18 protein-coding genes are annotated in these 25,133 nt (G+C 43.3%); 3 read left to right on the top strand and 15 right to left on the bottom strand.

Annotated features, from left to right (window positions below; genetic code table 11):
• Nucleotides 1-60: 60 nt before the first annotated feature.
• From NQ505_RS07825 to NQ505_RS07795, 7 genes are all read right to left on the bottom strand, one after another.
• Entirely contained in the window at nt 61-2,379 is a 2,319-nt protein-coding gene (locus NQ505_RS07825; RefSeq protein ID WP_008997815.1) for an outer membrane beta-barrel protein, read from the bottom strand.
• A 171-nt stretch (nt 2,380-2,550) separates the two neighbouring features.
• Nucleotides 2,551-3,126 carry an RNA polymerase sigma factor gene (locus tag NQ505_RS07820; protein WP_004296381.1) on the bottom strand — a complete coding sequence of 192 codons (576 nt, stop codon included), beginning with the start codon at nt 3,124-3,126 and terminating at the stop codon, nt 2,551-2,553.
• The gene (locus tag NQ505_RS07815) at nt 3,119-3,598 is read right to left on the bottom strand and encodes a hypothetical protein (RefSeq protein ID WP_004296382.1); all 480 of its coding nucleotides are present in this window, start codon (nt 3,596-3,598) and stop codon (nt 3,119-3,121) included. Before NQ505_RS07815 ends, NQ505_RS07820 begins: the two co-directional genes overlap by 8 nt.
• Before the next feature lie 180 nt (nt 3,599-3,778).
• Entirely contained in the window at nt 3,779-5,797 is a 2,019-nt protein-coding gene (locus tag NQ505_RS07810; protein WP_008997814.1) for a sensor histidine kinase, read from the bottom strand.
• Between the two features lie 115 nt (nt 5,798-5,912).
• Nucleotides 5,913-6,344 carry a hypothetical protein gene (locus NQ505_RS07805; RefSeq protein WP_008997813.1) on the bottom strand — a complete coding sequence of 144 codons (432 nt, stop codon included), beginning with the start codon at nt 6,342-6,344 and terminating at the stop codon, nt 5,913-5,915.
• A 926-nt stretch (nt 6,345-7,270) separates the two neighbouring features.
• The gene (locus NQ505_RS07800; protein WP_008997812.1) at nt 7,271-8,089 is read right to left on the bottom strand and encodes a hypothetical protein; all 819 of its coding nucleotides are present in this window, start codon (nt 8,087-8,089) and stop codon (nt 7,271-7,273) included.
• Between the two features lie 192 nt (nt 8,090-8,281).
• Nucleotides 8,282-9,715: an aspartate ammonia-lyase gene (locus tag NQ505_RS07795; RefSeq protein WP_008997811.1), complete on the bottom strand. Its 1,434-nt coding sequence runs from the start codon at nt 9,713-9,715 to the stop codon at nt 8,282-8,284.
• A gap of 178 nt (nt 9,716-9,893) precedes the next feature.
• Between NQ505_RS07795 and NQ505_RS07790 the strand changes: the two genes are divergently transcribed.
• From NQ505_RS07790 to NQ505_RS07780, 3 genes are read left to right on the top strand one after another with little or no spacing between them, the layout of a single operon-like run.
• Nucleotides 9,894-11,204, top strand: a complete 1,311-nt coding sequence (locus tag NQ505_RS07790; RefSeq protein ID WP_004323663.1) for an anaerobic C4-dicarboxylate transporter family protein — start codon at nt 9,894-9,896, stop codon at nt 11,202-11,204.
• A 35-nt stretch (nt 11,205-11,239) separates the two neighbouring features.
• Nucleotides 11,240-12,298, top strand: a complete 1,059-nt coding sequence (gene ansB / locus NQ505_RS07785) for an L-asparaginase 2 (RefSeq protein ID WP_004296386.1) — start codon at nt 11,240-11,242, stop codon at nt 12,296-12,298.
• Between the two features lie 15 nt (nt 12,299-12,313).
• Nucleotides 12,314-13,501 (top strand): porin, encoded by a 1,188-nt coding sequence (locus tag NQ505_RS07780; RefSeq protein ID WP_008997810.1) that lies wholly within the window; start codon nt 12,314-12,316, stop codon nt 13,499-13,501.
• A 106-nt stretch (nt 13,502-13,607) separates the two neighbouring features.
• Here NQ505_RS07780 and NQ505_RS07775 read toward each other — a convergent pair whose 3' ends face one another.
• From NQ505_RS07775 to NQ505_RS07740, 8 genes are all read right to left on the bottom strand, one after another.
• Nucleotides 13,608-16,157, bottom strand: a complete 2,550-nt coding sequence (locus NQ505_RS07775) for a zinc-dependent metalloprotease (RefSeq protein WP_008997809.1) — start codon at nt 16,155-16,157, stop codon at nt 13,608-13,610.
• Between the two features lie 17 nt (nt 16,158-16,174).
• On the bottom strand, nt 16,175-17,086 hold the full coding sequence (locus tag NQ505_RS07770; protein WP_008997808.1) for a hypothetical protein: 912 nt from the start codon (nt 17,084-17,086) through the stop codon (nt 16,175-16,177).
• Nucleotides 17,087-17,096: 10 nt separating this feature from the next.
• Nucleotides 17,097-18,560 carry a RagB/SusD family nutrient uptake outer membrane protein gene (locus NQ505_RS07765; RefSeq protein ID WP_008997807.1) on the bottom strand — a complete coding sequence of 488 codons (1,464 nt, stop codon included), beginning with the start codon at nt 18,558-18,560 and terminating at the stop codon, nt 17,097-17,099.
• Nucleotides 18,561-18,574: 14 nt separating this feature from the next.
• Nucleotides 18,575-22,123 (bottom strand): TonB-dependent receptor, encoded by a 3,549-nt coding sequence (locus tag NQ505_RS07760; RefSeq protein ID WP_008997806.1) that lies wholly within the window; start codon nt 22,121-22,123, stop codon nt 18,575-18,577.
• Nucleotides 22,124-22,167: 44 nt separating this feature from the next.
• The gene (locus NQ505_RS07755) at nt 22,168-23,346 is read right to left on the bottom strand and encodes a FecR family protein (protein ID WP_008997805.1); all 1,179 of its coding nucleotides are present in this window, start codon (nt 23,344-23,346) and stop codon (nt 22,168-22,170) included.
• A 200-nt stretch (nt 23,347-23,546) separates the two neighbouring features.
• Nucleotides 23,547-24,116: an RNA polymerase sigma-70 factor gene (locus tag NQ505_RS07750; RefSeq protein WP_008997804.1), complete on the bottom strand. Its 570-nt coding sequence runs from the start codon at nt 24,114-24,116 to the stop codon at nt 23,547-23,549.
• A gap of 149 nt (nt 24,117-24,265) precedes the next feature.
• The gene (locus NQ505_RS07745; protein ID WP_002558131.1) at nt 24,266-24,487 is read right to left on the bottom strand and encodes a DUF2795 domain-containing protein; all 222 of its coding nucleotides are present in this window, start codon (nt 24,485-24,487) and stop codon (nt 24,266-24,268) included.
• 73 nt (nt 24,488-24,560) lie between these two features.
• Nucleotides 24,561-25,124, bottom strand: coding sequence for a cob(I)yrinic acid a,c-diamide adenosyltransferase (locus tag NQ505_RS07740; protein ID WP_008997803.1), 564 nt, complete (start codon nt 25,122-25,124; stop codon nt 24,561-24,563).
• Between the last annotated feature and the right edge of the window lie 9 nt (nt 25,125-25,133).

Here is a 25,133-nt window from a genome sequence, read left to right as displayed (position 1 = left end):
ATTCGGGACAAAGATATATATTTAGATTAAATAAACACAAATTATTGGTTTTTTGTTCGCTCAAAGTCGTTGTTGTTCACCCAATCCTGCTCCCGTACCTTTATATTTACTTTTCTGCAAATTAAACTTATAGTGAACAGTCAGTTTCACTTCCTGCGTATTCCGCTTTGTCTCCCGGAACATTTTAACCCGGTCGTCATATTGAGTATTAGCATCCCTCATCGAATGAAACAAGTCGTTCCCCTCCAGCAAGCAGTCCACACGTCCGTTGAAAAACGATTTATAGATACTTGTGCTCAAGCAACTAACGGGCCTTGTATAACAGTTCTGATACACTCCCTTGCCTGTATATTCACCATTCAAGCGAAATATATATCCGGCAGGCAATTGAAATGAATTATTCCACCGGATCCCGAATGTCGTTCCGCTCATATTCTTCATTTCATTCAAATAACCGATTTTGAACCATTGAGAGTTGAGGGAAGCCGTCCACTCCGGTTTCCAGCATCCGATACTTGGAGCAAAGACCAGAGAAGCAGTCATTTCATCCCGATGGTCGACATTGCGAAACTTAATAAGAGAGATTTTCGGATCGGAAGTGATCTGTTCGATAGAAAACAGGATATCATCATTATACCGATTGTAGCCGACGGAGAGTTGCAGATCCCGATAGATAGCCCGCATCTCTGCCGCATGAATATAGGTAGGTTGCAAATTGGGAGCTCCTCCCAGATAGGTAAACCGGTTCCCGTAATGAATGGCATTTTTCAACTGTTCATAATGAGGGCGGGCAACCTGAATATGATACCCCAATGCCCACTGCACCTGCCCCATCGCCCCTTCCAGTGACAAGGATGGAAACAGGTTGCGATAGTGTTTGCTCTCATCCGACTGATAAAGACTGTTTTCATAGAAATCATAATACACATCTTCATAACGAAGTCCTGCCGAAGCATTTACACCACCCAAACGATAAACACAATCAAGAAAAAAAGCCAGATTCTTCTCTCTGATTTTATCACTGGTTCCCTCTATTTCATCACCGAACCCCGAAAAGTCGCTGGTGCGATGCGTATAACTATATTCACTGCCTCCGGAAATTCTTCCACCTGCCAGCGGATAAGATAAAACTAACTTTCCGGCATACAACTTATTATCGGTTCTGCTAAGAGTCGTTATGTAGAAATCATCATAATTGCGGCTCAATTCGCTAATATGCTCCTCTTCCTTATTCTTGCCAGCCAATACATCTACATTCAAATCCATTTCCAGACTGTTCACCTCTCCATGATAATATACATTGGAATGATGGCTGGGATATTCTTTCTCAATCGCAAAGGTATACGTATTCCACACATCGTATAATGCTTGCCCGTCATAGACCTCCGTCCGGTTGTCATTGTTCATTTTATTGCGTGGGGCAGAAGTCAATTCATAAGTAGCGCCCAGAGAGTGTTTTTCATTTATTTCATAATTAAATCCTATCTGACTGAAATAACTGATATTTCTTCCTAAATCCGTTGTTTGAGCTTTCTGCTGCCACGAAGCATCCACATACGTATCTTGTACCGATTCTCCCGTTTCCTTGAGATGCTCCAGACGATATTGGAAAGCTCCGAACACATCCAGTCCCTTCCGGTGATATTCCATATTGATCTGATCGTTGTTTCCTACCTTATGCGCATAATCCACTACCGAGCGCACTCCCACTCCAAAGCCATCGTTTTTATTCCCGGTTGTTTTCAATTTCAGGACAGCTCCTACCGATGCTCCATATTCCGCTCCGGGATTGGTTATCAGTTCAACCTGCTTGATATTTTCAGAGTTCAAACGGTCGAGTTCATCCAAGTTGCGGACTTTCCTGTTATTGATATAGATAAGCGGAACGCCTTTTCCCAACACTTCCAACGTGCCATCCTGCTTCTTCAACACTCCCGGCAAAAGCCCAACTACGTTCATGGCAGTACCTGCCTTACTTAATATTGTATTCTCCACTTTCGTAGTCAATCCTCCATTATCCAACCGGAACTGGGGAAGACGCTGCGTAATCACCACCTCATCCAACATCAAATCATCAGGAATCAGCGTGATATTTTCCTCCACAGAAGACGCAACCCTCTGAACGAACTTCTTATAGCCCACAAAAGACACAGACAACAAATAAGGCCCGGCATCCTGTGCCGTTATTTTAAACACACCTTTGCTATCCGTCACAGCTCCGCCCACAAGCGCAGAATCCGGCACGGACAATAGTGCAACCGTGGCATACTCCACAGGAAGCTGATTTTCACCAATAACCCGACCGCTAAATATCTGTGCAGAAGATTTTAAAGACACCATCAACATCAGCGCAAACAGTAAAATATAATTTGTTTTCATTTTTTCTTTTCGTTTATGTAAGTGATTAGTAAGTACCCGGTAGGGCATAGAATCCCCCTTACCAATATCCCGCAAGGGAGATTGATATAACTATTTGCATAGACAGGAGTTTTCCAAACTATCCGCCGGACGGCAGATAGGAAAGAGAAAGTAATTAGTTAATAGAAATCATCAGTAAGTAAGAATATCGTTATACAGTCCTTCCAATCGTTTGCGCAAATGCTTGACGGCATAATGTTTGCGCGAAAGCACCGTATTTGCAGAAGCACCGGTCGCTTCGGCTACCTCTTTTACAGAAAGTCCTTCCAGCTCCATCAGTTCGAAAACCGTCCGCTGTTCGGCAGGCAATTCACCAAGAGCTGCTTCCAACTCCTGCCATACCAGCGAACGCATATATTCCGTTTCAGGCGAAGGAGCCAGATCATCATTGGCAAACAACACTTCCGAAAATTCACTCAAGACGCTTTCTTCCTCTGCGTAGGCAGAAACAGGCCATTCTTCTTCACTTTTCTTTTTTCCCTTATTGATAATCGTGTTTCGTGTCACTCTGTAAAGCCACGACGTCACCTGCTCAATCGGATTCAAAGTGTTGCTGACCGCTTTTACCAACTGATAAAATACATCCTGTAGAATATCTTCCGCATCTTCCTTACTGGAAACCCTCCGGTGGATAAAGGCTTTCAGTTGCGGCTGATGTTCTTCGATCAGCCGCTCCACATCGCCTTCGTGCCCTTTTTGCTTATTCATCTTTTTTCGAAGAGTCTACATTTTCATCCATCTCGAAGTCTTTATCCATCCCGAAGTCACCCCTGTTAAAGAAGTCGTCTCTACCCCAGGGACCGAATCCCATTTTCTTCCTTTTATTAATAAACTCCTTGCGTTGTTCCGGAGTCATCTTCATCCATTTCTCACGAACCGGATTCATTCCTCTTCCGGGCATTCCAGGCATCCCTCCTCCGGGCCTCCCTCCTCTACGGCCAAAACCGAAACTTCCGAAAAGAATACGCATCAGGACGAGCAAGCCCAATGCCTGCCACAGACTAAGTGCAGGCAGACCAAAAATCACGGGCATCAGCCAATTCCACAATAACATGACTATTGCTCCTATTCCCGCAGCTACAACTAGCCAAAGAATTACAAACACAAATGGATTTCTGAAAAAAGAAAACTTACCGCCACATCTTCCATGAAATCTTCTATTAAAACTTTTTGTTGCCATTATACTTCATTTTTTTAATTCATCATTCTTATTAGTTAAAAGAGCCCTCTACTCTTATAGACAATCGAGATGAAGAAATATTTTATGAAGTTACAAAAAAATAATAGTACCTGCAATTTTTTGTATAATTGCAACGATCCATACAGTAGTTTCATCGGTCGTTGATATTCCCAGTCCCGGCTATTTAGTTTCAAGTTTCTCCATTGCCGGCAAGAAAATGACAAACCTCGTGCCTCCGGTGTACGACGAATCAATTTCAATACTTCCCATCAGTCGGGAGATGATTAGTTTGCAGAGAAACAAACCGATTCCATTACCTTGTGTAAAAGAGTCGAGCTTGGTGAATCGTTCAAAAACCACTTCTTGTTTGTCGAGCGGAATACCGCACCCCGTATCACAGATTTGTATCCGGATACCGTCGGGACTCTCACTCTTTTGAAGTTCCAAAGTGATGCAGCCTTCCTCTGTAAATTTGTACGCGTTACTTAGCAAGTTTTCCAGAACGATAGAAAGATGTTTCGCATTGGTTGAACACACCACCTCTCCTTCCGGAACATTCAGCACATATTTGATAGGCTTCCGGTTCCTTTGTTCAAACTTCCCGAACTCTTCCCGGCAAATGTCACTGACATTCACCACTTCGCAGGGAAGCAATTCTCTGGACGAGTCGAGATTAGCGACCACCAGCATATCATCAACCAACGAAGTCAGCACTCCTGCATTCATTTTAATCAGTTCGCGGAATTCGGCTTTCGATTCATCATCGCAATCCTCGTCCAAGATAATCTCCGAAAATCCTACGATAGAATTCAGCGGTGTACGTATCTCGTGGCACATGGAGTTGATAAATTCGGCTTTCATCCGCTCGCTTTCTCCCGCTTTCTGATGAAGAATGAAGAGCTTCATTTTCATCTGCTTCTCCTTTTTCCAATGATAGTAGAGGTAGATGCAGGCGGTAATAGTCAATAACAGAATGATAGAAAGCGTAATGAGCTGCATCCGCTTGTTTTTGCTTTCAAGGTTTGCTTTTTCATATTTCAGTTTGTCCACCTCATATTCCACTTGTAGCGTATTAAGTTGCTCCTGCCTCTCTTGTGAAGCAAATGAGTCTTTGAGATGTACATAGATTCTATGCTTTTCCAATGCATTCTGGTAATCGCCCATTTCTTCATAAATGTCCGATTGCAACTTGAACTTATAAGGTAAATACTTGGGCATAAGTGTGCGGATGATTCCTATTTGCTCATTGATGACGGCTAATGAACTCGGATAATCTCCCTTAAAAAGATAGTAATTATTCATAGCCAACAGATAGCTGTATCGATCACGCGGATCGGTGACGGTCGCTCCTATCTTTTTAATTTCATCGATGTAATGTTGCAATTTCTCTTTAGGCAATGTTGCGGCAAGCATCAGCAATGATGCATAACACTGGAGATAATTGCAGTCAACGTTATAGTAAATTCGTTTTCCCTGATAATTATCCTCATAATTCTTTTTGTACAATTCTACCACACTTTCAAGTGCTTCTGCACATTCATCCATTCTTCCCTGATCTCTAAGATTGTTGGCATACAGCCACTTGGTAACGATACGGTATCTCATATCGTCCCGGTCGGATAAATTATTGGCTAATTGGTATGCCTGTTCCAAATGAACGTTGGCTTCCTGGTATTTTTGAAATTCAATCAAGCTGGCTCCCGATATATAGGCTCTTTCTATCTGGATGTATATATTATCTTTGTCTGCACTCTTGAATAAATCAAGTTCATAGTCAAGTGCATCTTTCGCTTCTTCCTTTCCTTTATTTATTCTGGCATCGAAGAGTTTCATCCGGAGGTAAGACAGACGTTTATTTTCTGTTTGCGCATCGACTTCCTTTTTAATTGCATTTATATAATAAAACACAGAGTCGAAATCCATTTTGGCGGTGTGTGAAGAAGCCAGATCGGTCAGGGCGTCCAATACCAATTCTTTGTTTTTCGTTTCCTTGCCCAACTCATATAATAGTTTGAGATAATGTGTCTCTTCCGGCTTTTTTGCATAAAAGTCTGCCAGATCCCTGTATATGTGTGTTTTTTGACTTTGATCTGTTGTAGCTTTTGCAGCGCGAAGTAGGCTATCTTTATTTATAGTCAATGCCATTGCCGAAGTATAGTAACATACTACGAGTAGAAAGATGCCAAATGATTGCTTCATAGTCTGTGTGTATAATTTCTGCGAAGATACGATAACTAAGCAAATAACAAGCGAAGAAGACGTTAATTTATTCTTTCTGTGTTGTTAGAGTTTTTTCGAAGAAGATAATCCGATTTTACTTCCTGATTTTCATACATATTCTTTTCAGCCAACAGGTATGGCAAGTCGTCTGCCCCAAGACGAGTTCTTTTTCCAACTTCTGCACCCGGTCGCATTGTTTCAGCCATTTAATTTGCAATGTATCATACAGGATTCCGGCCCCTTTATATATGGTGATTTCTTTATCCTGCTTTCCCAAGAGTGATAGGTATATTGAACAAAGTTTTGATTTATCTATGCAATAGCGTTCCAGTTTTTCGATATACATCAAGGTAGCCCCCTTCTCATTTCGACTCATAAACTCCTGAACACTGTCATCATTGATGATGTCGATGCCCGGCCTTTCATAGTCCACAGTGATTTCTCGCATTTCTATCAAGACCCAGATATATTCTGTCTCGAATCCGTACTTTGCGGCTGCCTCTTCTATACTAATCCATTGTGCCATAGCGTTTGTTTTTTATGTGTGATACAAATAAGGGATGAATAATATTTTATTCATGTATATTAGTACAACGAGCATCCACGCTTTTTGCAGTCCGTCGGGTGGGAATTGGCTAGGTTAAAATTGGGGCAATTTATTACCGGCCGAATACAAGAAAGACGTAGATGCTGCTGCACCATTATCCATCCTTAAGGCTAGCAATACCTGCGTAGAAGATAATGATAACAGCAGACACCCACGTCAATCGTTTATATATAACACATCTCTTACGGAAATGTTGATATACAACCGTTAACGTGGAGTATCTACCGTATCATCTCTCACTACTAAAAGTTTGCTATTTTTAAGGATGAGAGATAATACGCTTTTACTCCATATAGGAAATAAAAACCGCTTTCTGCCTATTTCATCACGCTGATGGGCTGAAAGCGTACGGCAAAGATATATGTTTTTTTTGAAACGCAGTCGAAATATGGAAATAAATACTGGAAGTTATGTATTAAAATGAATCTGACAAAAGATGGCTCTACTTCTCATTCTTGATTACTGAAATATTTCTCACAAATAAAATTATAGCAGTTTTTACCCTCACACCCTCACCCATTGGTTAATCCCTTTATTCATCGGCATTACAAGTGTGAGGGTAAAGGTGAGGGCATGGTGAGGGTAACTTTTTACCCTCACCATGCAACAGGTTTCTCTATACGAAAATTCCAGTCCAATAGTACGAATTTTAGTTTCATACGGTGAAACTAGCAGTTTCAAGTATTGAAACTAAAAGTTTCACACCGAGAAACCAATAGTTTCATGCCTTGAAACAAAGAGTTTCAAGCGTATGAAACAAATTGAAACTGCCGTTAATCAAAAATTAGGCTACTTATTATAGGATTAAGAAGTCAAATCAGTCAACCAAAATCAGGACGAGACACTTAGCACAAGTAAATAAAAAGTTGTCCATTCTCCGCCAATCCCCAACGGCACATAAAACGAGCTAATTCACAAAATTCGAGTCGTAAATAATCGACAGGTTCCTTCTTTAAAAAGACTGTTCCCTTTTTACATGAGACGGGAGCACCACTTTCCAACGGCTTCAAATCAATAAAATAAACTTCATCATCCGGGTCACCGTACAGAGTTACCCTCGCGCAATCAGCTTTATCAGATTCTTCGTGCCCGGCGAAATTTGCATTTCCACAAAACGTATGCACGTGCCCCACCAGTTCAAGTTCGTCCGAATAAATGGAACATCCTGACGACCATTCTTTGTCCGCAAACATTTCATCACGTTTGTCAGCCAGCCAATATTGAAACTTATCAGGGTTCAACTGTCTCTTAATATCACTTTCGATGATCGAAATCCATTCCATCAGTTTCTTCGGATCGACTTCTTTTTTCTCATCCGCATTTTTAGGCGCTAATCTTATATCGGGTGTATAACCTTTCGGAATATAATGGGGGAAATCGGAGGAAGGGTAAAAATAACAATACTTATCCATTGGGTAAGCAGGAAAAACAATATCAAAAGATACGCTATCAGCATCATCCGGCGAGGTTATATATACGAGTTTAGCTTTCATATCCAAATAACGAAAAGGAAGTTTCAGAGCCTCTTCTTTAAATCGAGCCATTGCGGATGAATCCAAGACAAAGCTAAAACCCACTTTATAGGGATTATCCGTAAGGCTGTTCAACCCCTCTTTCGTATGCGTTCCACCGCCACCAATGAGTTTTAATAATCTGTTAATCATACGCTTCGTTTTTCAGATATAACCATTTTCAGGAACATTCTTTTTAAGAGCAACAAAGATATGATATTCTAAAAGATTAACAATTACTTCCATATCGAATAAAAGCAGTACATCATCAAAATCGCCGGAACAGATCAATGATCTGCCCGGCGATTTCTCATCTTAAACCAATCTCCACTTACTATATATCAATCAACGATTCGGGTGAATGTCCAACTTCACCGGCTTAATCATATTTTCCGGCTTTAAGATAGTATCCAAGTCTTCTTTGGAAAGAATGTTATGTTCCAAAACAAGTTCATAAACTCCCTTCCCGGTTTCCAATGCTTCTTTGGCTATTTTAGTAGAGTTCTTATATCCGATCACCGGATTGAGGGCTGTCACTACTCCAATGCTGTTATGCACATCTCTCCGGCATTTTTCTTCATTAGCCGTAATGCCGTCGATGCATAAGGTGCGCAAAGTGTCAAAACCATTCATCAGTAAATCGGCAGACTCGAAACAGCATTGTGCCATCACCGGCTCCATTGCATTCAGTTCCATTTGAGCTGCTTCACCGCTCATGGCCACACAAAGGTCATTTCCTATTACCTTGTAGGCCACCTGATTCATCACTTCAGGGATCACCGGATTCACTTTTCCGGGCATGATGGATGAGCCCGGCTGCATTGCCGGCAGATTGATTTCTCCCAATCCGCAACGCGGACCGGAAGCCAGCAACCGTAAGTCGTTACATATCTTATTCATTTTAACAGCAATACGCCTCATCGCTCCCGAATAACCTACCATGCAGGAAGTGTCCGAAGTGGCTCCCACCAAATCGTCTGCTAGTTTGATATCCAATCCCGTAATCTTGCGCAAAGCGGCAATGCACTTCTCCGCATATTCCGGTTCGGCAGTGATTCCTGTTCCGATGGCCGTTGCTCCCATATTGACTGCCAGAAAATCCTGTGCGGCAAAGTCGAGATTCTTTACTTCATGTGACAAAATACTTGCAAAGCCATTAAAGGTTTGCCCAAGAGTCATCGGTACGGCATCTTCCAGTTGGGTACGCCCCATTTTGATGACATGTGCAAACTCATTCGCTTTCTTCCGGAAAGACTCGATCAGAACCTCCAAATGCTTAACCAATTTCAAATGAGTATAATACAGTCCAATGTGGATGGCTGTAGGATAGGCATCGTTGGTAGATTGCGAACGGTTGACATGATCGTTAGGCGAACAGAATTGATATTCTCCCCGCTGATGCCCCATCAGTTCCAATGCCCGGTTGGCAATCACTTCATTGGCATTCATGTTGGTGGTCGTACCGGCTCCTCCCTGAATCATATCTACGGGGAACTGCTCGTAATGCTTTCCTTCAAGTATTTCTTTACAGGCTCTCAAGATAGCATCCGCTTGTTCTTCAGTTAATAAGTCCAGTTCACGGTTGGCAACGGTGGCTCCCATCTTCGTAATGGCCAATGCCTGAATGAACAAAGGATATTCATTCAAATGAAACTTGCTGATGCGAAAGTTTTCAATGCCACGGAGTGTCTGTACTCCATAGAGTGCACTTTCCGGCACTTCACGACTACCTATCAGGTCACTCTCTGTACGAGTTTTTTTTGATAAATTTTGTTCCATATCGGTTGTTTTATAGTAATAACGTTTTCGTTAGTTCTTATAATAACCAACCAGCGATGTTATTGTTTTAATAAATATGCAAAAACTATTCAAAGACTTTTTTGTTGTAAATAGAAGAAAAAGAAAATACAAAGACAAGAATCGCTTATCTTTGTTTTTGAACTTAAAACAGCAATCTATGATATTACAATTAGCATTTGTTCTGACAGCCATTATTATTGGCGCACGCCTGGGAGGTATCGGACTTGGCGTAATGGGAGGCGTAGGGTTGGCAATACTCACGTTCGTTTTTGGTTTACAACCCACTGCGCCTCCCATCGATGTTATGTTAATGATTGCCGCCGTAATCTCTGCCGCTTCCTGCATGCAGGCAGCCGGAGGTTTGGACTATATGGTGAAACTGGCAGAACATTTGCTTCGTAAAAATCCTTCACACGTCACTCTGCTTAGTCCGCTGGTGACTTACCTCTTTACTTTTGTAGCCGGAACCGGACACGTGGCTTATTCCGTGCTGCCGGTGATTGCAGAGGTTGCCACCGAAACAAAAATCCGTCCGGAACGTCCGTTGGGTATTGCCGTCATCGCTTCCCAGCAGGCCATTACGGCAAGTCCGATCTCTGCCGCTACCGTGGCACTTCTCGGACTTTTAGCCGGATTCGACATTACCCTGTTCGACATTCTCAAAATTACGATTCCCGCCACCATCATCGGAGTGTTGGTAGGTGCTTTGTTTTCCATGAGAATCGGTAAGGAACTGGTGGAAGATCCCGAATATCAGAAAAGATTGAAAGAAGGTTTATTCAACAATAAAAAGGTAGAGATTAAAAATGTCAAGAACAAACGTTCGGCAATGATTTCCGTTATCATCTTTATATTGGCAACTGCTTTTATCGTGCTTTTCGGTTCTTTTGAAGGAATGCGCCCCAGTTTCCTGATTGATGGGGAAATTGTCACCTTGGGAATGTCTTCCATCATCGAAATCGTGATGTTGTCGGCTGCCGCAATTATCCTGTTAGTAACGAAGACGGACGGAATCAAGGCAACGCAAGGTTCTGTATTTCCGGCAGGTATGCAGGCGGTGATTGCCATCTTCGGTATTGCCTGGATGGGAGATACCTTTCTTCAGGGAAATATGGGACAGTTGACTCTCTCTATTCAGGGAATTGTGCAACAAATGCCGTGGCTGTTCGGTGTCGCCCTGTTTGTGATGTCTATCCTGCTATATAGCCAGGCTGCTACTGTACGGGCACTCGTCCCTCTGGGCATTGCGTTGGGGATTTCTCCTTATATGCTGATCGCTTTATTCCCGGCCGTGAACGGATATTTCTTTATTCCGAATTATCCTACCGTGGTGGCTGCGATTAATTTCGACCGTACCGGGACAACAAAAATCGGCAAATATGTGTTGAATCATTCGTTCATGATGCCCGGTCTGGTATCGACCGTTGTGGCTATTGCACTGGGTTTGCTTTTTATACAAATATTCTAATAGATTCATATTATTAACCTAAACATCATTCAGTTATGAAACAATTCAAAAGCTTTGGACTGGTAGTAGTCACACTACTGTTTTCCGTAACTATGGCATTCGCTGCAAAACCGAATATTCATATTCTTGCTACGGGAGGAACCATCGCGGGTACGGGAAGCTCGGCTACCGGAACCAGTTATACGGCAGGACAAGTTGCCATCGGTGCACTGCTCGATGCTGTACCCGAAATTAAAGACATCGCCAACGTAACCGGAGAACAGATTGTAAAAATCGGTTCGCAGGACATGAACGACCAGGTTTGGTTGACGCTTGCCAAGAAAATCAATGAACTACTGAAACGCCCGGACATTGACGGCATCGTGATTACTCACGGAACAGACACCATGGAGGAAACTGCTTACTTCCTGAATCTGACTGTCAAGAGTGACAAACCGGTGGTATTAGTAGGCGCCATGCGTCCGTCTACCGCTCTAAGTGCCGACGGCCCGTTGAACCTTTACAATGCCGTTGTTACCGCAGCCGCAAAAGAATCGAAAGACAAAGGGGTACTGGTTGCCATGAACGGCCTTATCCTCGGAGCGCAGAGCACGGTTAAAATGAATACGGTCGATGTACAAACTTTCCAGGCTCCCAACTCCGGTGCACTGGGTTATGTACTGAACGGAAAAGTGTTCTACAACCAAGTAACGCTAAAGAAACATACTACCCAGTCCGTTTTTGATGTCACTCATCTGAACGCGCTTCCGAAAGTAGGTATCGTGTACAGCTATTCCAACATTGAGGCCGATATGGTAACTCCGATGCTTAGCAACGGATACAAAGGCATCATCCACGCAGGAGTAGGAAACGGAAATATTCACCAGAACATCTTCCCGGTACTGACGGATGCCCGCCAAAAAGGTATTCTTGTCGTTCGTTCTTCCCGTGTCCCGACCGGACCTACCACACTGGATGCAGAGGTGGACGACGCCAAATATCAGTTTGTGGCTTCGCAGGAACTGAACCCGCAGAAATCTCGTGTTTTGTTAATGCTTGCACTAACAAAAACTACAGACTGGAAACAGATTCAGCAATATTTCAACGAATACTAAAAACCTGACTTACTTATGAAAAAATGGATATTCATGCTGCTCCTCGCGGGCAGCATACAGGGAGTATATGCTCAAAAAGCAGAGAAAAAGGAGAAATTCAATCCGAACACTCCCCTGTTTGAAGAGCTGACAGACGTGAAAAAGAAAACAGATAAATTCAATCTTTATCTGAATATGCAAGGGAGCTTTGACGCTCATTTCCAGAATGGTTTTCAGGAGGGTGACTTTAATATGCACCAACTTCGTATCGAAGCCAAAGGAAATATCAACAACTGGCTGTCTTACCGCTATCGTCAGCGCCTCAACCGCTCGAACGATGCAAACGGCATGATTGATAATCTCCCGACTTCTATCGACTATGCCGGAATCGGTATCAAGCTGAATGACCAGTTTAGTCTTTTTGCAGGAAAGCAATGTGCCGCATACGGTGGCATCGAGTTCGACCTGAATCCGATCGACATCTATCAATACAGTGATATGATTGATTACATGAGTAATTTCATGACCGGATTGAATGTGGGTTATAACATTACTCCCGAACAGCAGCTTAACCTGCAAATATTGAACAGCCGTAACAGTTCTTTCGATAATACTTACGGAATCACAGAGGATGCCGAAGGCAATCTCCCCGATCTGAAATCGGGCAAAATGCCACTGGTTTATACATTGAACTGGAACGGTAATTTCAATAATGTATTTAAAACCCGTTGGTCGGCTTCGGTCATGAACGAGGCAAAAAGTCACAATATGTATTATTATGCTTTAGGTAACGAGTTGAATCTTGGAAAATGGAATGCTTTTGTCGATTTCATGTATTCAAAAGAGGATATTGACCGCAAAGGAATTATTACCAGTATCGTAGGTCGTCCGGGCGGACATAATGCTTTTGATGCGAACTATCTTTCGGTTGTTGCCAAATGTAATTACCGCTTTCTTCCGAAATGGAATGTTTTTGTGAAGGGTATGTATGAGACGGCTTCCGTAGGCAAGGCGTCCGAGGGAATAGAGAAGGGAAATTACCGTACTTCCTGGGGATATCTGGGCGGTATCGAATATTACCCGATGGAAACCAATCTGCACTTCTTTGTTACCTACGTGGGACGTTCGTATGATTTCACTTCCCGCGCCAAGGTGCTGGGACAGGAGAATTACAGTACTAACCGTATTTCTGTAGGATTTATCTGGCAGATGCCTGTATTCTAAAAGAGAACAATACAACACCTCGCCACAATCACTGTGACGAGGTGTTCCAACTTTTTAAGAGAGAGAAAGATTCTTTTTCAGAATCAATGCTATTGATGATAACTGTTTATTGGTCTTTCAATGCCTGCTTAATTTTAAAGGCCAGACTTTGATAATGCGCCCGGGTAGTGGCATCGCCTGTATTAGCCTTACTCTGCAACAGTTTATAACTATCCATTATCTTCCGATGAATGGCAGGTTCCCTTATCATGCCTGTGTTACTAAGCGGATTTAATTCGAATCCCGCCTTTTGCCAGTCCACATTTTCCGTCAGAAACATTTCTTCCACTTCGTTCTGTGCTTTAAAAGAGAATGGAGAGGCTTTCTGTTTGGCCAATCCGGCTTCTTTCAGAAGTTTTTCCACATAGGCAATCTGCAAATTCCGGTCGTACATATTCAGCCCGGCACCAGACAGGGTTTTCTTCCATACAAAATTATAAATGTCGTCCATAAACTCACTATAACGGTAAGCCTGTTGCGGATACAATTCTTCATATAAAACAAGGCTCGACGTGATATAAGGGAAGAACAGACGGTTGATAACCATATTCTGCAAAGAACTGGGCGAATAAATAGGGCCGGTATATTGAATCACGTTCTTATCGAGCAACCATTCCGGCAATTCCATCACTGTTTCCAATATAAAATTCAGTGCTTCTTTCTGTTCTGCTTTCGGAACGAAACGTATAATGGGCTGCTTATTGTCGCGCCGCGGTTCATCAAGATAGATGCCTCCTACCGACACCATCGCGTGCAATAAATAGCGTTGCATCTGTATAATCACTTCTTTATATGAATCCGTCAGACGTTCGTACCGATAATCATCCTCATTGGTCCACTCCGGCAGGTTCTTTACGATAATCTTCAAATTCTTCAATCCGTACATTCCCGCTTTCACCGCATTATCTCCCAAGTCTTCCGCTTTACAGGACGGATCGATTTCAGATATAAACGGCTGCGGACCGTATTTATACATCGGATCATGTTCTTTTTCTTTGATCCACTGATTCAGCGTTGTTCGCTCCTCTTCGGAAGATGCCGCATCCGGAATAGGCTGATAGCCCCATTTGATGGCAAACTTATCGTACACGCCCAAAAGCGGCGGAGTCAGAGTCACTCCTTTGTCTCCCGGCTGGGCTACATAATTAAAACGGGTATAGTCCATGATAGAAGGAGTTGTGCCGTACTTCCGGGTAAAAGAAGCCGAACGCAGCGAATCGACCGGGAATGAGTAAGAGGCTCCGAAATTGTGCATCAGTCCCAACGTATGTCCAATCTCATGTGCAGCCACATAGCGCAGAGAACTTCCCATCGTTTCATTATCAAAGACTGCCTTACGCACTTTCGGATCTACGGCAGCCGTCTGTACAAATCGCCAGTCGTGCAACAGTTTCACAATATTGGAATAGAAGAGCACATCGCCCTGAATAATCTCCCCCGAACGCGGGTCGGCACAGGAAGGCCCCATCGAATTTTGTTCAGGGGTGGTAATCATCCGGTAGCAACTATAACGGATATCATCCGGATCAAAATCCGGATCATCTTTGGGGTAGTCTTTCGCTATGATGGCGTTTTTAAATCCGATCTCTTCAAATGCAACCTGCCAGTCTTCAATTCCCTTTTTGACGTAATCCCTCCATTTATCGGGAATAGCGGTATCTACATAATAGATTATCGGTTTTTGAGGTTCCACCAGTTCCCCTTTTTTATAACGTTCCCAATCTTCGGGTTTCGGTTGCAGGTTCCATCTGTTGATATAGGATAGTTCTTGCAAACCATCTTTCTTTTCTGTATAGAACCGTTTACTTTCATCAAAATAGCCGATGCGCGAATCAGCATAACGGGGACGCATCATCTCTTCCGGCAACAGGATAATGTTGCGTGTCATGGTGACCGTGAACGGGCCTCCATCTACCGTATAGCTCATCAGTGTCTTTATATTGATATTCAAGGGAAAACATTTCATTCCCAGAATGGAGGATTTGGCAGCGACGAGACTTCCTTTCATCGCTTTCTTCTTTCTCAATACATCCATGATGTTCTCTGAACGGAACGGGCTGAACTCGGGCACATCTGTAATAAAGAGTGCACTCATGTTGACAACGTATGCCGAAGAGTCCGGAGACAGACTTTCTATTTTGTAAGCCTCCCAAATGGGATTGGAGAAGTTACGCTGGAAAGCCTCGTACATATTGGAAGTGGTGTCGCATAAATTACGGACCATTTTCCGGTGCATATATACTTTCTTGTCATCGGCCGAGAAGGTCACCAATACCGGATTGTGCGGCATTTGTCCCGCAGCCACATCTTTATTATTACTGGTGCTCGACACCCTGGACGAGATCATAAAATCCCGCTTCATCAGGTCTTTGGGAATCTCAAAATAATATTTATCCTTGACGATATGTATCTTGAACATTCCGTCGATTGTCTTGCCGCCTTTTAAGAGTTTGTGGTATTCCGTCGTGCCATTCCCGGTAGAGTCTTTGGTCACAGTCTGCTCCGTTGCCGTCTTTCCTTTCTTTTTCTTCTTTTTAAAAATCGGGCTTTCAGCATGGGCCGTGGTCACTCCGGCAGCCAGGACTCCTACGAGTAATAAACTGATAATCTTATTCATATAATGTTATTTTTAGTCTATAATTCCAATTTGGACAGGTCGAATCCATTTTCAAGCATGGATTCCCGGATGACGTCATACTTCTTCTTCATCACAGGATATTGATTGCAAATCTGCTGAATCTCGGCCGGAGTTTTCTCAAAAACGAAGTTCATCCATTGCGATAAATCCGTTTGCCGGGATGGGGCGTAAAGTGAATAAAAAGACCACTCCGGATCTTCTTCATCTTCATCTACCAAAGAACGGTCGGGATCGTAGCTGATAAGTCCATAATGATAAAAGTCCGTATTGTAGGGAGTGGCGTCATAGCCGAAATAAAACCAGTCGTATATTTTCGGCTGTATCTCTTCGCTCGCTGCATAAAAGGCATCGGAGATGGTGAATAATCCTCTGACTTCCGACATGTATCTTGCCCAGAAGGTGGCGTTCACATCTGCCCTAATCTTTCTGAATTCCTCCTGAGTCATCGTTTTCAAACCGGCGGTTACATTGCCCAACGCAATAAAGCTGCCGCTGGCATAACAGTTCATGACAGTCGTTTCACCATAAGAATCCATTCTCACTTCTTCGGCCAATATAATGGAGAACGGCAGGTTCTTTTTCAGAAAATCATCCGGATACAGATCCAGTAACACTTCCCGCAAAAAGTCGATACCTTCATCCACTACTCCCTGTTCTTGTTCGGAAGCAGTGATCTTGATACCATTGTCCGAGGTAAAGTTGAATTTATAATCCGCTTCTGTAGGATTGGTTATGATGACAGTCTCATACTTCTGATAGAACTCATATATAAAATGCCGGGTAGGGTCTGACGGATCATCTGTCAGTACACCGTACTTATCCGGTTGGGTGGGTATGCTCAACGCATCTTCGTTATAGCAGGAAGACAATCCTGCCAACAAACAGATTAATAATATAAATTTCTTCATAAACAGTCAATTATTTAACAGGTTCGCTTTCCGGACGCTCGAATGTTTCAATCTCCGTATTCCTATCTCGTTCACTCTTGGGTATCGGCAATACATAAGCTCTTTTATCTTGCAGTTTGAAGATATCTCCCGCGCCTTCAGTTGCTTTGGAACTATATGTATGTTGCAGAGGCGGACAACCATATCGGCGCAAATCAAACCACCGGAAACCTTCAAAGGCCAATTCCCGCCGGCGTTCCTTACGCACCGTAGCCACTATCCCTTCCGGATCAATAACCAGAGGAGTGGCTCCTGCCTTCATTCTGTTTTCACGAAGTTCGTTCAGGTCGGTCAGCGCTTTATTTGTCTCTCCGGATACTGCATAAGCCTCCGCACGATTCAAATACGCCTCCGAAATACGGAAGGCATTCGAATAAACCGTAGCAGAGTTGTTTTTCCATTTGAAAGGGGTGTGAATACTATATTCTTTCGCTGAAGGACTGGTCTGGCGTCCTACCGTATTTTTAAAATACTTGGCAAGGCGCAAATCGTCTGCTGGATACTGTGCCAGCAAATCGTCGGATACCACAATCTGCCCGGCATATCTATAGTCTTCACCCATGTACGATTCGAATGTCGTGACTCCATAAGACAACAGAATTTCTTTATTGACAAGAGAAAAGAAATAATGGGTATCATCTTCCCGGAGCTTATAAAGAGAATGGGGAGTTGCTCTTAAAACAGAGTCGCTATACAAAATCGTTTGGTCATACTTCTCCTGAAAAAGAGCGATACGCGATGCCAGCAGATAAGCTGCGGGCAGGTTCGGACGAAAAATACTCTTCTCTCCTCCCACAGCTTTAAAGCATTGGATGGAGCGTTTGACATCTCCTTCCATTTTTGCATAGACCACTGCATTGGTAGCCCGCTTCATCATCCGGTCTGACAAGCTAACCTCATCATTGACCGGAACGCAGAGATCCTGTCCTGCCGTTGCCGGATGGTAAGGCTGTCCGTACAAGTTGGCAAGCATGAAATAGGAAAGAGCCCGCATGAAATAAGCTTCACCAGCCAAATCACGCCGTTCCATATCTGTGCCGTTCATTTCCGGAAGCTGATCCAGAATGATATTAGTCATCAGGATTTTATGATAGTACGAACTCCAGGCCACATCTGTTGAGAACTCATTCGACATTCCGACTTCCGGATTTGCCTGCCACGTATAATATGCCCACATTGCTTCTCTGAAATCATTAGACAAGGGCGTGGGACGGGTTCCGTAGTAGCACTGGTCTTTGACGTCGTCAGTCATGTATTCCAGATAAGGATGGGGAATCTCTCTGCCTTTCGTTTTCATCACTTCGCCGAAGAAGAACTCTTTATAGTCCTTTACCGACTTGGGAATCATCAAATCCTGCGAACTCTCCTCCAGAAAGTCGCCGCATGATGCCAGTATGCCTGCAAGCAACCAAATATATAAACTATACTTTTTCATCGTCATTTTCATTATTAAAGAGTAATATTAAAGCGAAGTGAATAAGATCGTTGAGGGGGAATGCTTCGTGCCCCCAACCCGATTTGTTCGGGATCTCTTCCTTTCAGGGCTTTGTCCTTGATGACAAACACATTGCCGGCATCGAAGCTGATACTCGCACCTTTCAGATAAAGGGGTTTCAACCATTCGCGCTTGAGATCATAACGAACAGACATCGAACGGCATCTAAGGAAACTGCCCGAAACGACTCTGATATCACTCTTATTATACATATCCCACCCATTATCGGCAATGCGATAGGTGACATCCCTGTCATTAATCGTCAGGCTCTTATCGGATAATACCGGTATGTTCGTTCTGTCTTCATCTCCCGGCTCTCTCCAACGGTTTACAAATTCACTGGACATATTCTGATCCGGATAAGGCAGACGCTGCCCGGAGGATTCATACAAATCATTCAACCGGATTTTATTGCCGAAGCTGAATGAGAACAGAGCATTAAACGTTATATTCTTATATTTCAGATAGGTGGAGAATCCTCCTGTCAAGTCGGGCTCACGCTTTCCGGAAAACACAAAGGAGCGGTCATACATTTCTTGCAGGGAATGAACAACTGCATTTCCATCTTCATCCTTTTCATTGATGTCTTTGAAAGTGGGGTAACCGCCGGCATCCAGTTTGTCAAACTTATAAGAATAGAAACTGTTGACGGCATTACCATTGCTTACCAGTGTTCCCGAAATATAATCTTGCCAGGTGACAGCCGAGTTTCCGGCATTCAAGACTTTATTATAGTTCTTTCCGGTATTGAACGACAAATTCCACATCCAGTTTTTGGTTTGAATGGGAACCAGAGATATTGCCAAGTCCCAACCCTTATTCTCTACGTCTCCATCATTGATGGATACGCTCATCGCTCCCGTAGAAGGAGCTACATTCTTCGTAACTACCTGATCGACGCCTTTCTTATAATACACATCCAGCGAGCCGTAGATTCTGTTATTCCAGAAAGCCCAATCAATGGCTATATTATAGGAACGTGTTTTCTCCCATTTCAATTTATTATTCGGTAATTTGTGGAGAGTTGAAACATACTCCTGCGGCAAGGCTTCCAATGTGCCTAAACTGGCTATCAGGTTCGGTGTCTGGTCCGGATGCACATTTCCCTGTATACCGTAAGAGGCACGAATGGCTAAATCATTCAGAAAGTCTGCATTCTTCATAAAGCTCTCGTTGATTACGTTCCATCGTCCGGAAACAGACCATATCGGCAGGAAACGCACGCTCTTGCTTTGGCCGAACTTATTAGAGCCATCGGTTCTGATATTGAAATTCAGTATATAGCGGCTGTCATACACATACGCTGCCGTGGCATAAAGTGAAACTACGTTATTCTTTGTATCGGTCACTACGTCCGGATGATTTTTCAACAGAGCTCCATACCTTTTCCAAATGGTCGGGTCAATATCCACAAATTTCTTTCCTCTGTCCGGCAAATAGCCATATTGAGTAGACTGCAATCCATCATATTTGGAGGATCTCACTTCCTGTCCGATACTCTCGGAGACTTCATGTTTGCCAAAGCTTTGCATCAGGCTAAGGCTGTTTCTCCAGGTATAAGAGGTATGGCGGGTATTTGACGTCAGCAGTTCGCCTCCGAACGGGAGCAGGCACTTTTCTTCGGCAAAAGTAGGATCTTCCAACGGATTCGGCAGCATCGTTCCATAAGGAGTCAGTCGCATGGAAGAAATGTAATATGATTGCTCATCCGCCCAGTTTTCCTGTGTCACATGACTTCTGGAAAGTCCCAGTATAGATGAAAAGTTGATCCACGAAGCAGGTTTCCAGTCCAGATTGATGGCTACGTCGATTACAGAGTTGTCGTTGCTGTTCCCACTATGATTCAGTTCATTAACCACATTGTAGGGCAGGTTTCCATTATATCCTGCTGCATTGGCATAGAAATACAACTCATTGGAAGCGGTCCGCAAAGGAATAGCCCGCGAAGTGTTATAGGCATATTCATACACATCAATGGAAGAGTGAGGGCGGTCGGCCTTGGATAGCGAGCCGCTAACTTTCAATCCCAATCGTATGTTCCGGTTAATCCGGGTGTTTATTTTAGCCAGCACATTATATCGTTCCAGTTTTTCCCCAACCGTAACGCTCTGGTTGTTGGCATATCCGACGGACATATAATAGTTCGCCCGGTCATTTCCACCCGAAATGGATACGGAATGTTGATGCGTAAATGCTGTGCGGAATAATAAATCATACCAATCGGTATTCAGTCCTTTCAGCGTCTGTACCTGTTGCAGAAAGTCCTGATAAGTGATGTCTTTGTTCCATAATTGCTGTAAGGCTCCTTCATAGCCGATGTCCGAAGGTTTATAGCTTCCGAAAGCCAATCCTCTTTCGTGCATCTCCATCGACATATCAATTCTGTCGGCTGAATTCATGCGGAACATTTTATCGTAAGTAGGGGGAGCGGTTATGCCTAGTGTAGCAGTGTACGAGATACTGGGTTTCTGGCTTTTACCTTGTTTGGTGGTCACCACAATCACTCCATTGGCAGCCTTAATACCGTAGATGGCGGTAGCGCTGGCATCTTTCAGGATGTCCACCCGTTCAATATCTTCCGGATTCACCGAACCGATTGCATTTCCAATCAGATTAATCTTGTCGGGGCTGTTCAGTTCTTCTGTCGATATATTGACAGGTTCTTCCAGAATAATCCCGTCGACCACCCACACCGGCTCTCTGTTTCCGGTGATGGAAGAGGAACCTCTGATTCTGATTTTCGGAGCTGCTCCCGGAGTGGAAGACATATTCATGACAGCCACGCCCGGCAGGCGTCCTTGCAACATTCTGTCGATAGATAAATATTCTCCCCCAATCAGGTCTGCTCCTTTTATGGAAGAAATAGAACTGGCTAGTTTACGCCTGTCGATTTCCTGATAGCCTGTCACAACGACTTCATCTATCGACTTTACGTCCGATTTCATCACCACTCTCAAAGATCTGTCGCCGCCTGCTTTTACTTCTTCCATCATCATACCCAGATAGGAAATCTGCAATACCGGATCTTTCTGTTGCAACAGGCTGATTGAGAATTTTCCATCCCTATCCGCTATGGTCGAATGATCTGTTTTCGCCAATTTGATATAAGCTCCCGGCAGTGGCAACCCGTCTTCATCCACTACGACGCCCGTAGCGGTGCGGGTTTTCTCTTTGGGCTGCTGATAAACAACCGTCACGATATTTCCTTCGATTTCATAGGTATAGCCTGTATTGGCCAAGACTTTATCCAAAACCTCATTGACTGGCTGGCTACTACTCCGAACAGTAATGTGGGGTATGTTCTTTACTTGCTCTGTATTATAAATAAAGTTCAAACCTGTCTGTACTTTGACAGCATCAAAAAATTCTTTTACCGTAGCAGATTTTAGATTTAAAGATACCCTCATTGCAGTTGATTGCGATGTAGCCAACACCGGTGTCAACAACAGGGAAATGAAACAGAGAAACATAATGATACGTTCCCGAGCTCTCTCTTTTTGCATGTGTCCTCCTTTTTTTAGTATAGTATTAGTGGTAGTAAATATGTTTATTTTCTTATTATTATGCTTTTTCCTCTGACCTCCATCTCCAGGTGGGTGACGCGTTGTATCGCTTTTAATATGGGTGCTATGTTGCCGTAACGGTCAATATCCCCCGTAAAACGTATCTTCTTGATATCTTCCGACTCGAAAACAATCTCTTTATTGTACCAACGGGATATCACGCTCATTAAACTTTCCAACGAGCAATTATCGAAAACGAAACGTCCGCTATTCCACGCAACGTAGGGTTCGATATTTACCTCGCTGATCTGTACTTCTTGCGTGGCAGCATGAAGTACAGCCAACTCTCCGGGCTTCATCTTATATTCGTCTCCCAAATTGGGCAATACACTGACAGAACCGTCTACCAGCACCACTTTCGTAACTCCGTTCATATAAGTATTGACATTGAAAGAGGTGCCGTATTGCCGGACAACTCCGTTGGCCGTCACTACCCGGAAGGGGCGTTTATTATCCTTGGCTACTTCAAAATAGGCTTCACCGTCCAGGTAAACCGTACGGCTGTTGCTGGTGAAATGTGGTGGATATTTTAAAGTTGTATTATAATTCAGATGTACTCTTGTACCATCTTCGAACGTCATCCAAAACTCACTGTCATCATACGTAGACAATTTATTGTTCTCCGCAACAGGCGCCTCCACAGGCTGATCCTTTTCGGCCGGAACTACTGCCGGTGGCGGAGCGAGCAACCGGGCAACCGTGTCCTGACTGACAGGTGCTGATTTCAGATCCATCTGTTGGCCATTCGTCAAAACAAGCGTTGCTTTCTGCTTTCCCATCTGTTCCGAACGAGTCATTGCCACACGTGTCTCTTCTGACAATATAGGTTTAGAATCCATTTGATAGGTTCCCCAAAGCCAAACGGCAAGTCCTATCAAAGGCAGTATGAAAATAGCGGCATAACGCACTAACTTTCCCCAGTTGAAAGTCCGGACAGGGAAGTGTTTTTCCTGAAATCTTTTCCAGGCGCGCTCTTCGTCTACCCAGGCAAATTCCTGGTAACGGTCTGCCAGACAATTCTCACGCATCAGGCGTTCATAGTTCTCTCTGTTTTCCTGCGAACTATCAAGCCAGCGCTGCAACTGTTCTCTGTCTTCTTCCGAAGTAGATCCCAGCAACTGATCGTGGATAATGGAGTTAATGCTTCTTTTACGCTTCATCATATTATTTTCAGACTTATTTATATCAAAGACGACTCAAGAGAAAAAGTGAGGGACAGGTTTCTGAACTTTTTTCTTTAAAAAGATAGTTTTCAAATTCAGATATGGTTCTTTTTGCACAAAATCAGAGGCATACAGTGAACATTTTGTTCATTGCAAACGGGTGTTAACAAATGTAGTCAGTCGAGTATATGATCTTAATCTTATGGAAGCAACAGCTGAAGTAATAAGAATTGATAGGCGCCCAGTTTCTTCCGAAGAATAGACATGGCTCTTTTCTTTTGGGTCTTCACTGTTTCAATGGAAACATGAAGCGCCGTAGCCACTTCCTCATTCTTCTTGCCTTCCATGTACATCAGGAACACTTCCCGGCAACGTTCCGGCAAAGCGTCGATCGTTTCAAAAAGCTGGCGGTAGACCTCTTCACTGAAAAAGCCTTCTTCATCCTCTTCCCCTGTCCGATAAACCGGATGAGCATCAAGCATTTTCTGTAAATAGCTACCTTCTATATTTTTGTGTTTCAGATAATCAAGTGAGGCATTCCGGACGGAGTTATATAAATAAACCTTAAACGACACCAATGACTGAAAAACCATTTTCTTGGCCCAGATATTGGAAAACAATTCCTGCACAATGTCTTCCGCCGGTTCGGAGAGTTCTATCAGCCGCATCGCATAACAAACCAATCCTTTATAATAGCTTTTATAAAGTAGTCGGAAGGCTGCTGCATCCAGCTTGTTTATTTGTTCTATTGAGATCTCATTGCTACTCATTGCAGGAGTTTTGCACCAAAAATACGAATTTAATAATAATATCCTATACAAACGGACTGATATTTTTCATTAGGCTAACAAACAAAAAAATGCCCGATAGCCTTCTTGCAAAGGTTATCGGGCATTCTTATATGTTCGGTCTTTTTAAATCAATACTCTTCCTCGTTAAAGAAGAAATCCTCCTTACTAGGATAATCCGGCCAAATATCTTCGATACTCTCATAGATTTCGCCCTCATCTTCCATCTCTTGGAGATTCTCAATAACTTCAAGAGGAGCACCCGAACGCATGGCATAATCAATCAATTCGTCCTTGGTTGCCGGCCAGGGAGCATCTTCAAGTTTTGATGCTAGTTCCAATGTCCAATACATAATCTTGAGTATTTAAAATGAATACTAAATTTGTCTCGTTTTCTATTTTTCGGCAAAAGTATAATAAAATCTATCATTTCCAACTATTATCCCAAAATATTTCATTATTTTGCTCATCAAAATTAATTTTTCGGGATAATACAAACAAATAATCTGATAATCTGTTGACAAATGCTAATACTTCGGGAGAAATTGTACAAGTTTCGGACAAAGTCAGAATACGCCTCTCGGCTCTCCTGCAAATAGTACGGCAAACATGACAAACGGCTGCTCCACGACTTCCGCCGGGAATGATGAAAGCGCAAAGTTCGGGCAGTTGCTCGTCCAGCTTATCAATCTCCCGCTCAATATTCTCCACGTTTTCGGGAGTTATGATGCTGGCAGCCTTCAGTTGCGTTTTTTCCTGGTCGGTGGCCAGGTGTGAACCGATGGCAAATAGCTTATGCTGAATACTCAAGATGAAATCACGGTCTGATTCATCCTGCAGATAGGTATTCAACCATCCTAAATGAGAATTTAGTTCATCCACAGTTCCGTAAGCTTCCAGACGGATATGGGTCTTTGGAACGCGACTTCCGCCGACAAGACTGGTAGTTCCTTTATCTCCGGTCTTTGTATATACAAGGCTCTTTTTCATAATCTTCTT

Origin of the sequence: Bacteroides sp. D2 (assembly GCF_025147085.1) — a bacterium.
GTDB lineage: Bacteria > Bacteroidota > Bacteroidia > Bacteroidales > Bacteroidaceae > Bacteroides.
The sequence above is the reverse complement of the archived record's forward strand: the minus strand, read 5'-3'. Positions and strand labels throughout refer to the sequence as shown.

What these genes read in the sequence shown, in the direction of transcription:
- NQ505_RS07810 (WP_008997814.1), bottom strand. Translation starts at nt 5,797, where the DNA reads ATGAAGCAATCATTTGGCATCTTTCTACTCGTAGTATGTTACTATACT.
- NQ505_RS07790 (WP_004323663.1), top strand. Translation starts at nt 9,894, where the DNA reads ATGATATTACAATTAGCATTTGTTCTGACAGCCATTATTATTGGCGCA.
- NQ505_RS07825 (WP_008997815.1), bottom strand. Translation starts at nt 2,379, where the DNA reads ATGAAAACAAATTATATTTTACTGTTTGCGCTGATGTTGATGGTGTCT.
- NQ505_RS07815 (WP_004296382.1), bottom strand. Translation starts at nt 3,598, where the DNA reads ATGGCAACAAAAAGTTTTAATAGAAGATTTCATGGAAGATGTGGCGGT.
- NQ505_RS07800 (WP_008997812.1), bottom strand. Translation starts at nt 8,089, where the DNA reads ATGATTAACAGATTATTAAAACTCATTGGTGGCGGTGGAACGCATACG.
- NQ505_RS07765 (WP_008997807.1), bottom strand. Translation starts at nt 18,560, where the DNA reads ATGAAAAAGTATAGTTTATATATTTGGTTGCTTGCAGGCATACTGGCA.
- NQ505_RS07775 (WP_008997809.1), bottom strand. Translation starts at nt 16,157, where the DNA reads ATGAATAAGATTATCAGTTTATTACTCGTAGGAGTCCTGGCTGCCGGA.
- NQ505_RS07760 (WP_008997806.1), bottom strand. Translation starts at nt 22,123, where the DNA reads ATGCAAAAAGAGAGAGCTCGGGAACGTATCATTATGTTTCTCTGTTTC.
- NQ505_RS07820 (WP_004296381.1), bottom strand. Translation starts at nt 3,126, where the DNA reads ATGAATAAGCAAAAAGGGCACGAAGGCGATGTGGAGCGGCTGATCGAA.
- NQ505_RS07805 (WP_008997813.1), bottom strand. Translation starts at nt 6,344, where the DNA reads ATGGCACAATGGATTAGTATAGAAGAGGCAGCCGCAAAGTACGGATTC.
- NQ505_RS07795 (WP_008997811.1), bottom strand. Translation starts at nt 9,715, where the DNA reads ATGGAACAAAATTTATCAAAAAAAACTCGTACAGAGAGTGACCTGATA.
- ansB (WP_004296386.1), top strand. Translation starts at nt 11,240, where the DNA reads ATGAAACAATTCAAAAGCTTTGGACTGGTAGTAGTCACACTACTGTTT.
- NQ505_RS07740 (WP_008997803.1), bottom strand. Translation starts at nt 25,124, where the DNA reads ATGAAAAAGAGCCTTGTATATACAAAGACCGGAGATAAAGGAACTACC.
- NQ505_RS07745 (WP_002558131.1), bottom strand. Translation starts at nt 24,487, where the DNA reads ATGTATTGGACATTGGAACTAGCATCAAAACTTGAAGATGCTCCCTGG.
- NQ505_RS07780 (WP_008997810.1), top strand. Translation starts at nt 12,314, where the DNA reads ATGAAAAAATGGATATTCATGCTGCTCCTCGCGGGCAGCATACAGGGA.
- NQ505_RS07750 (WP_008997804.1), bottom strand. Translation starts at nt 24,116, where the DNA reads ATGAGTAGCAATGAGATCTCAATAGAACAAATAAACAAGCTGGATGCA.
- NQ505_RS07770 (WP_008997808.1), bottom strand. Translation starts at nt 17,086, where the DNA reads ATGAAGAAATTTATATTATTAATCTGTTTGTTGGCAGGATTGTCTTCC.
- NQ505_RS07755 (WP_008997805.1), bottom strand. Translation starts at nt 23,346, where the DNA reads ATGATGAAGCGTAAAAGAAGCATTAACTCCATTATCCACGATCAGTTG.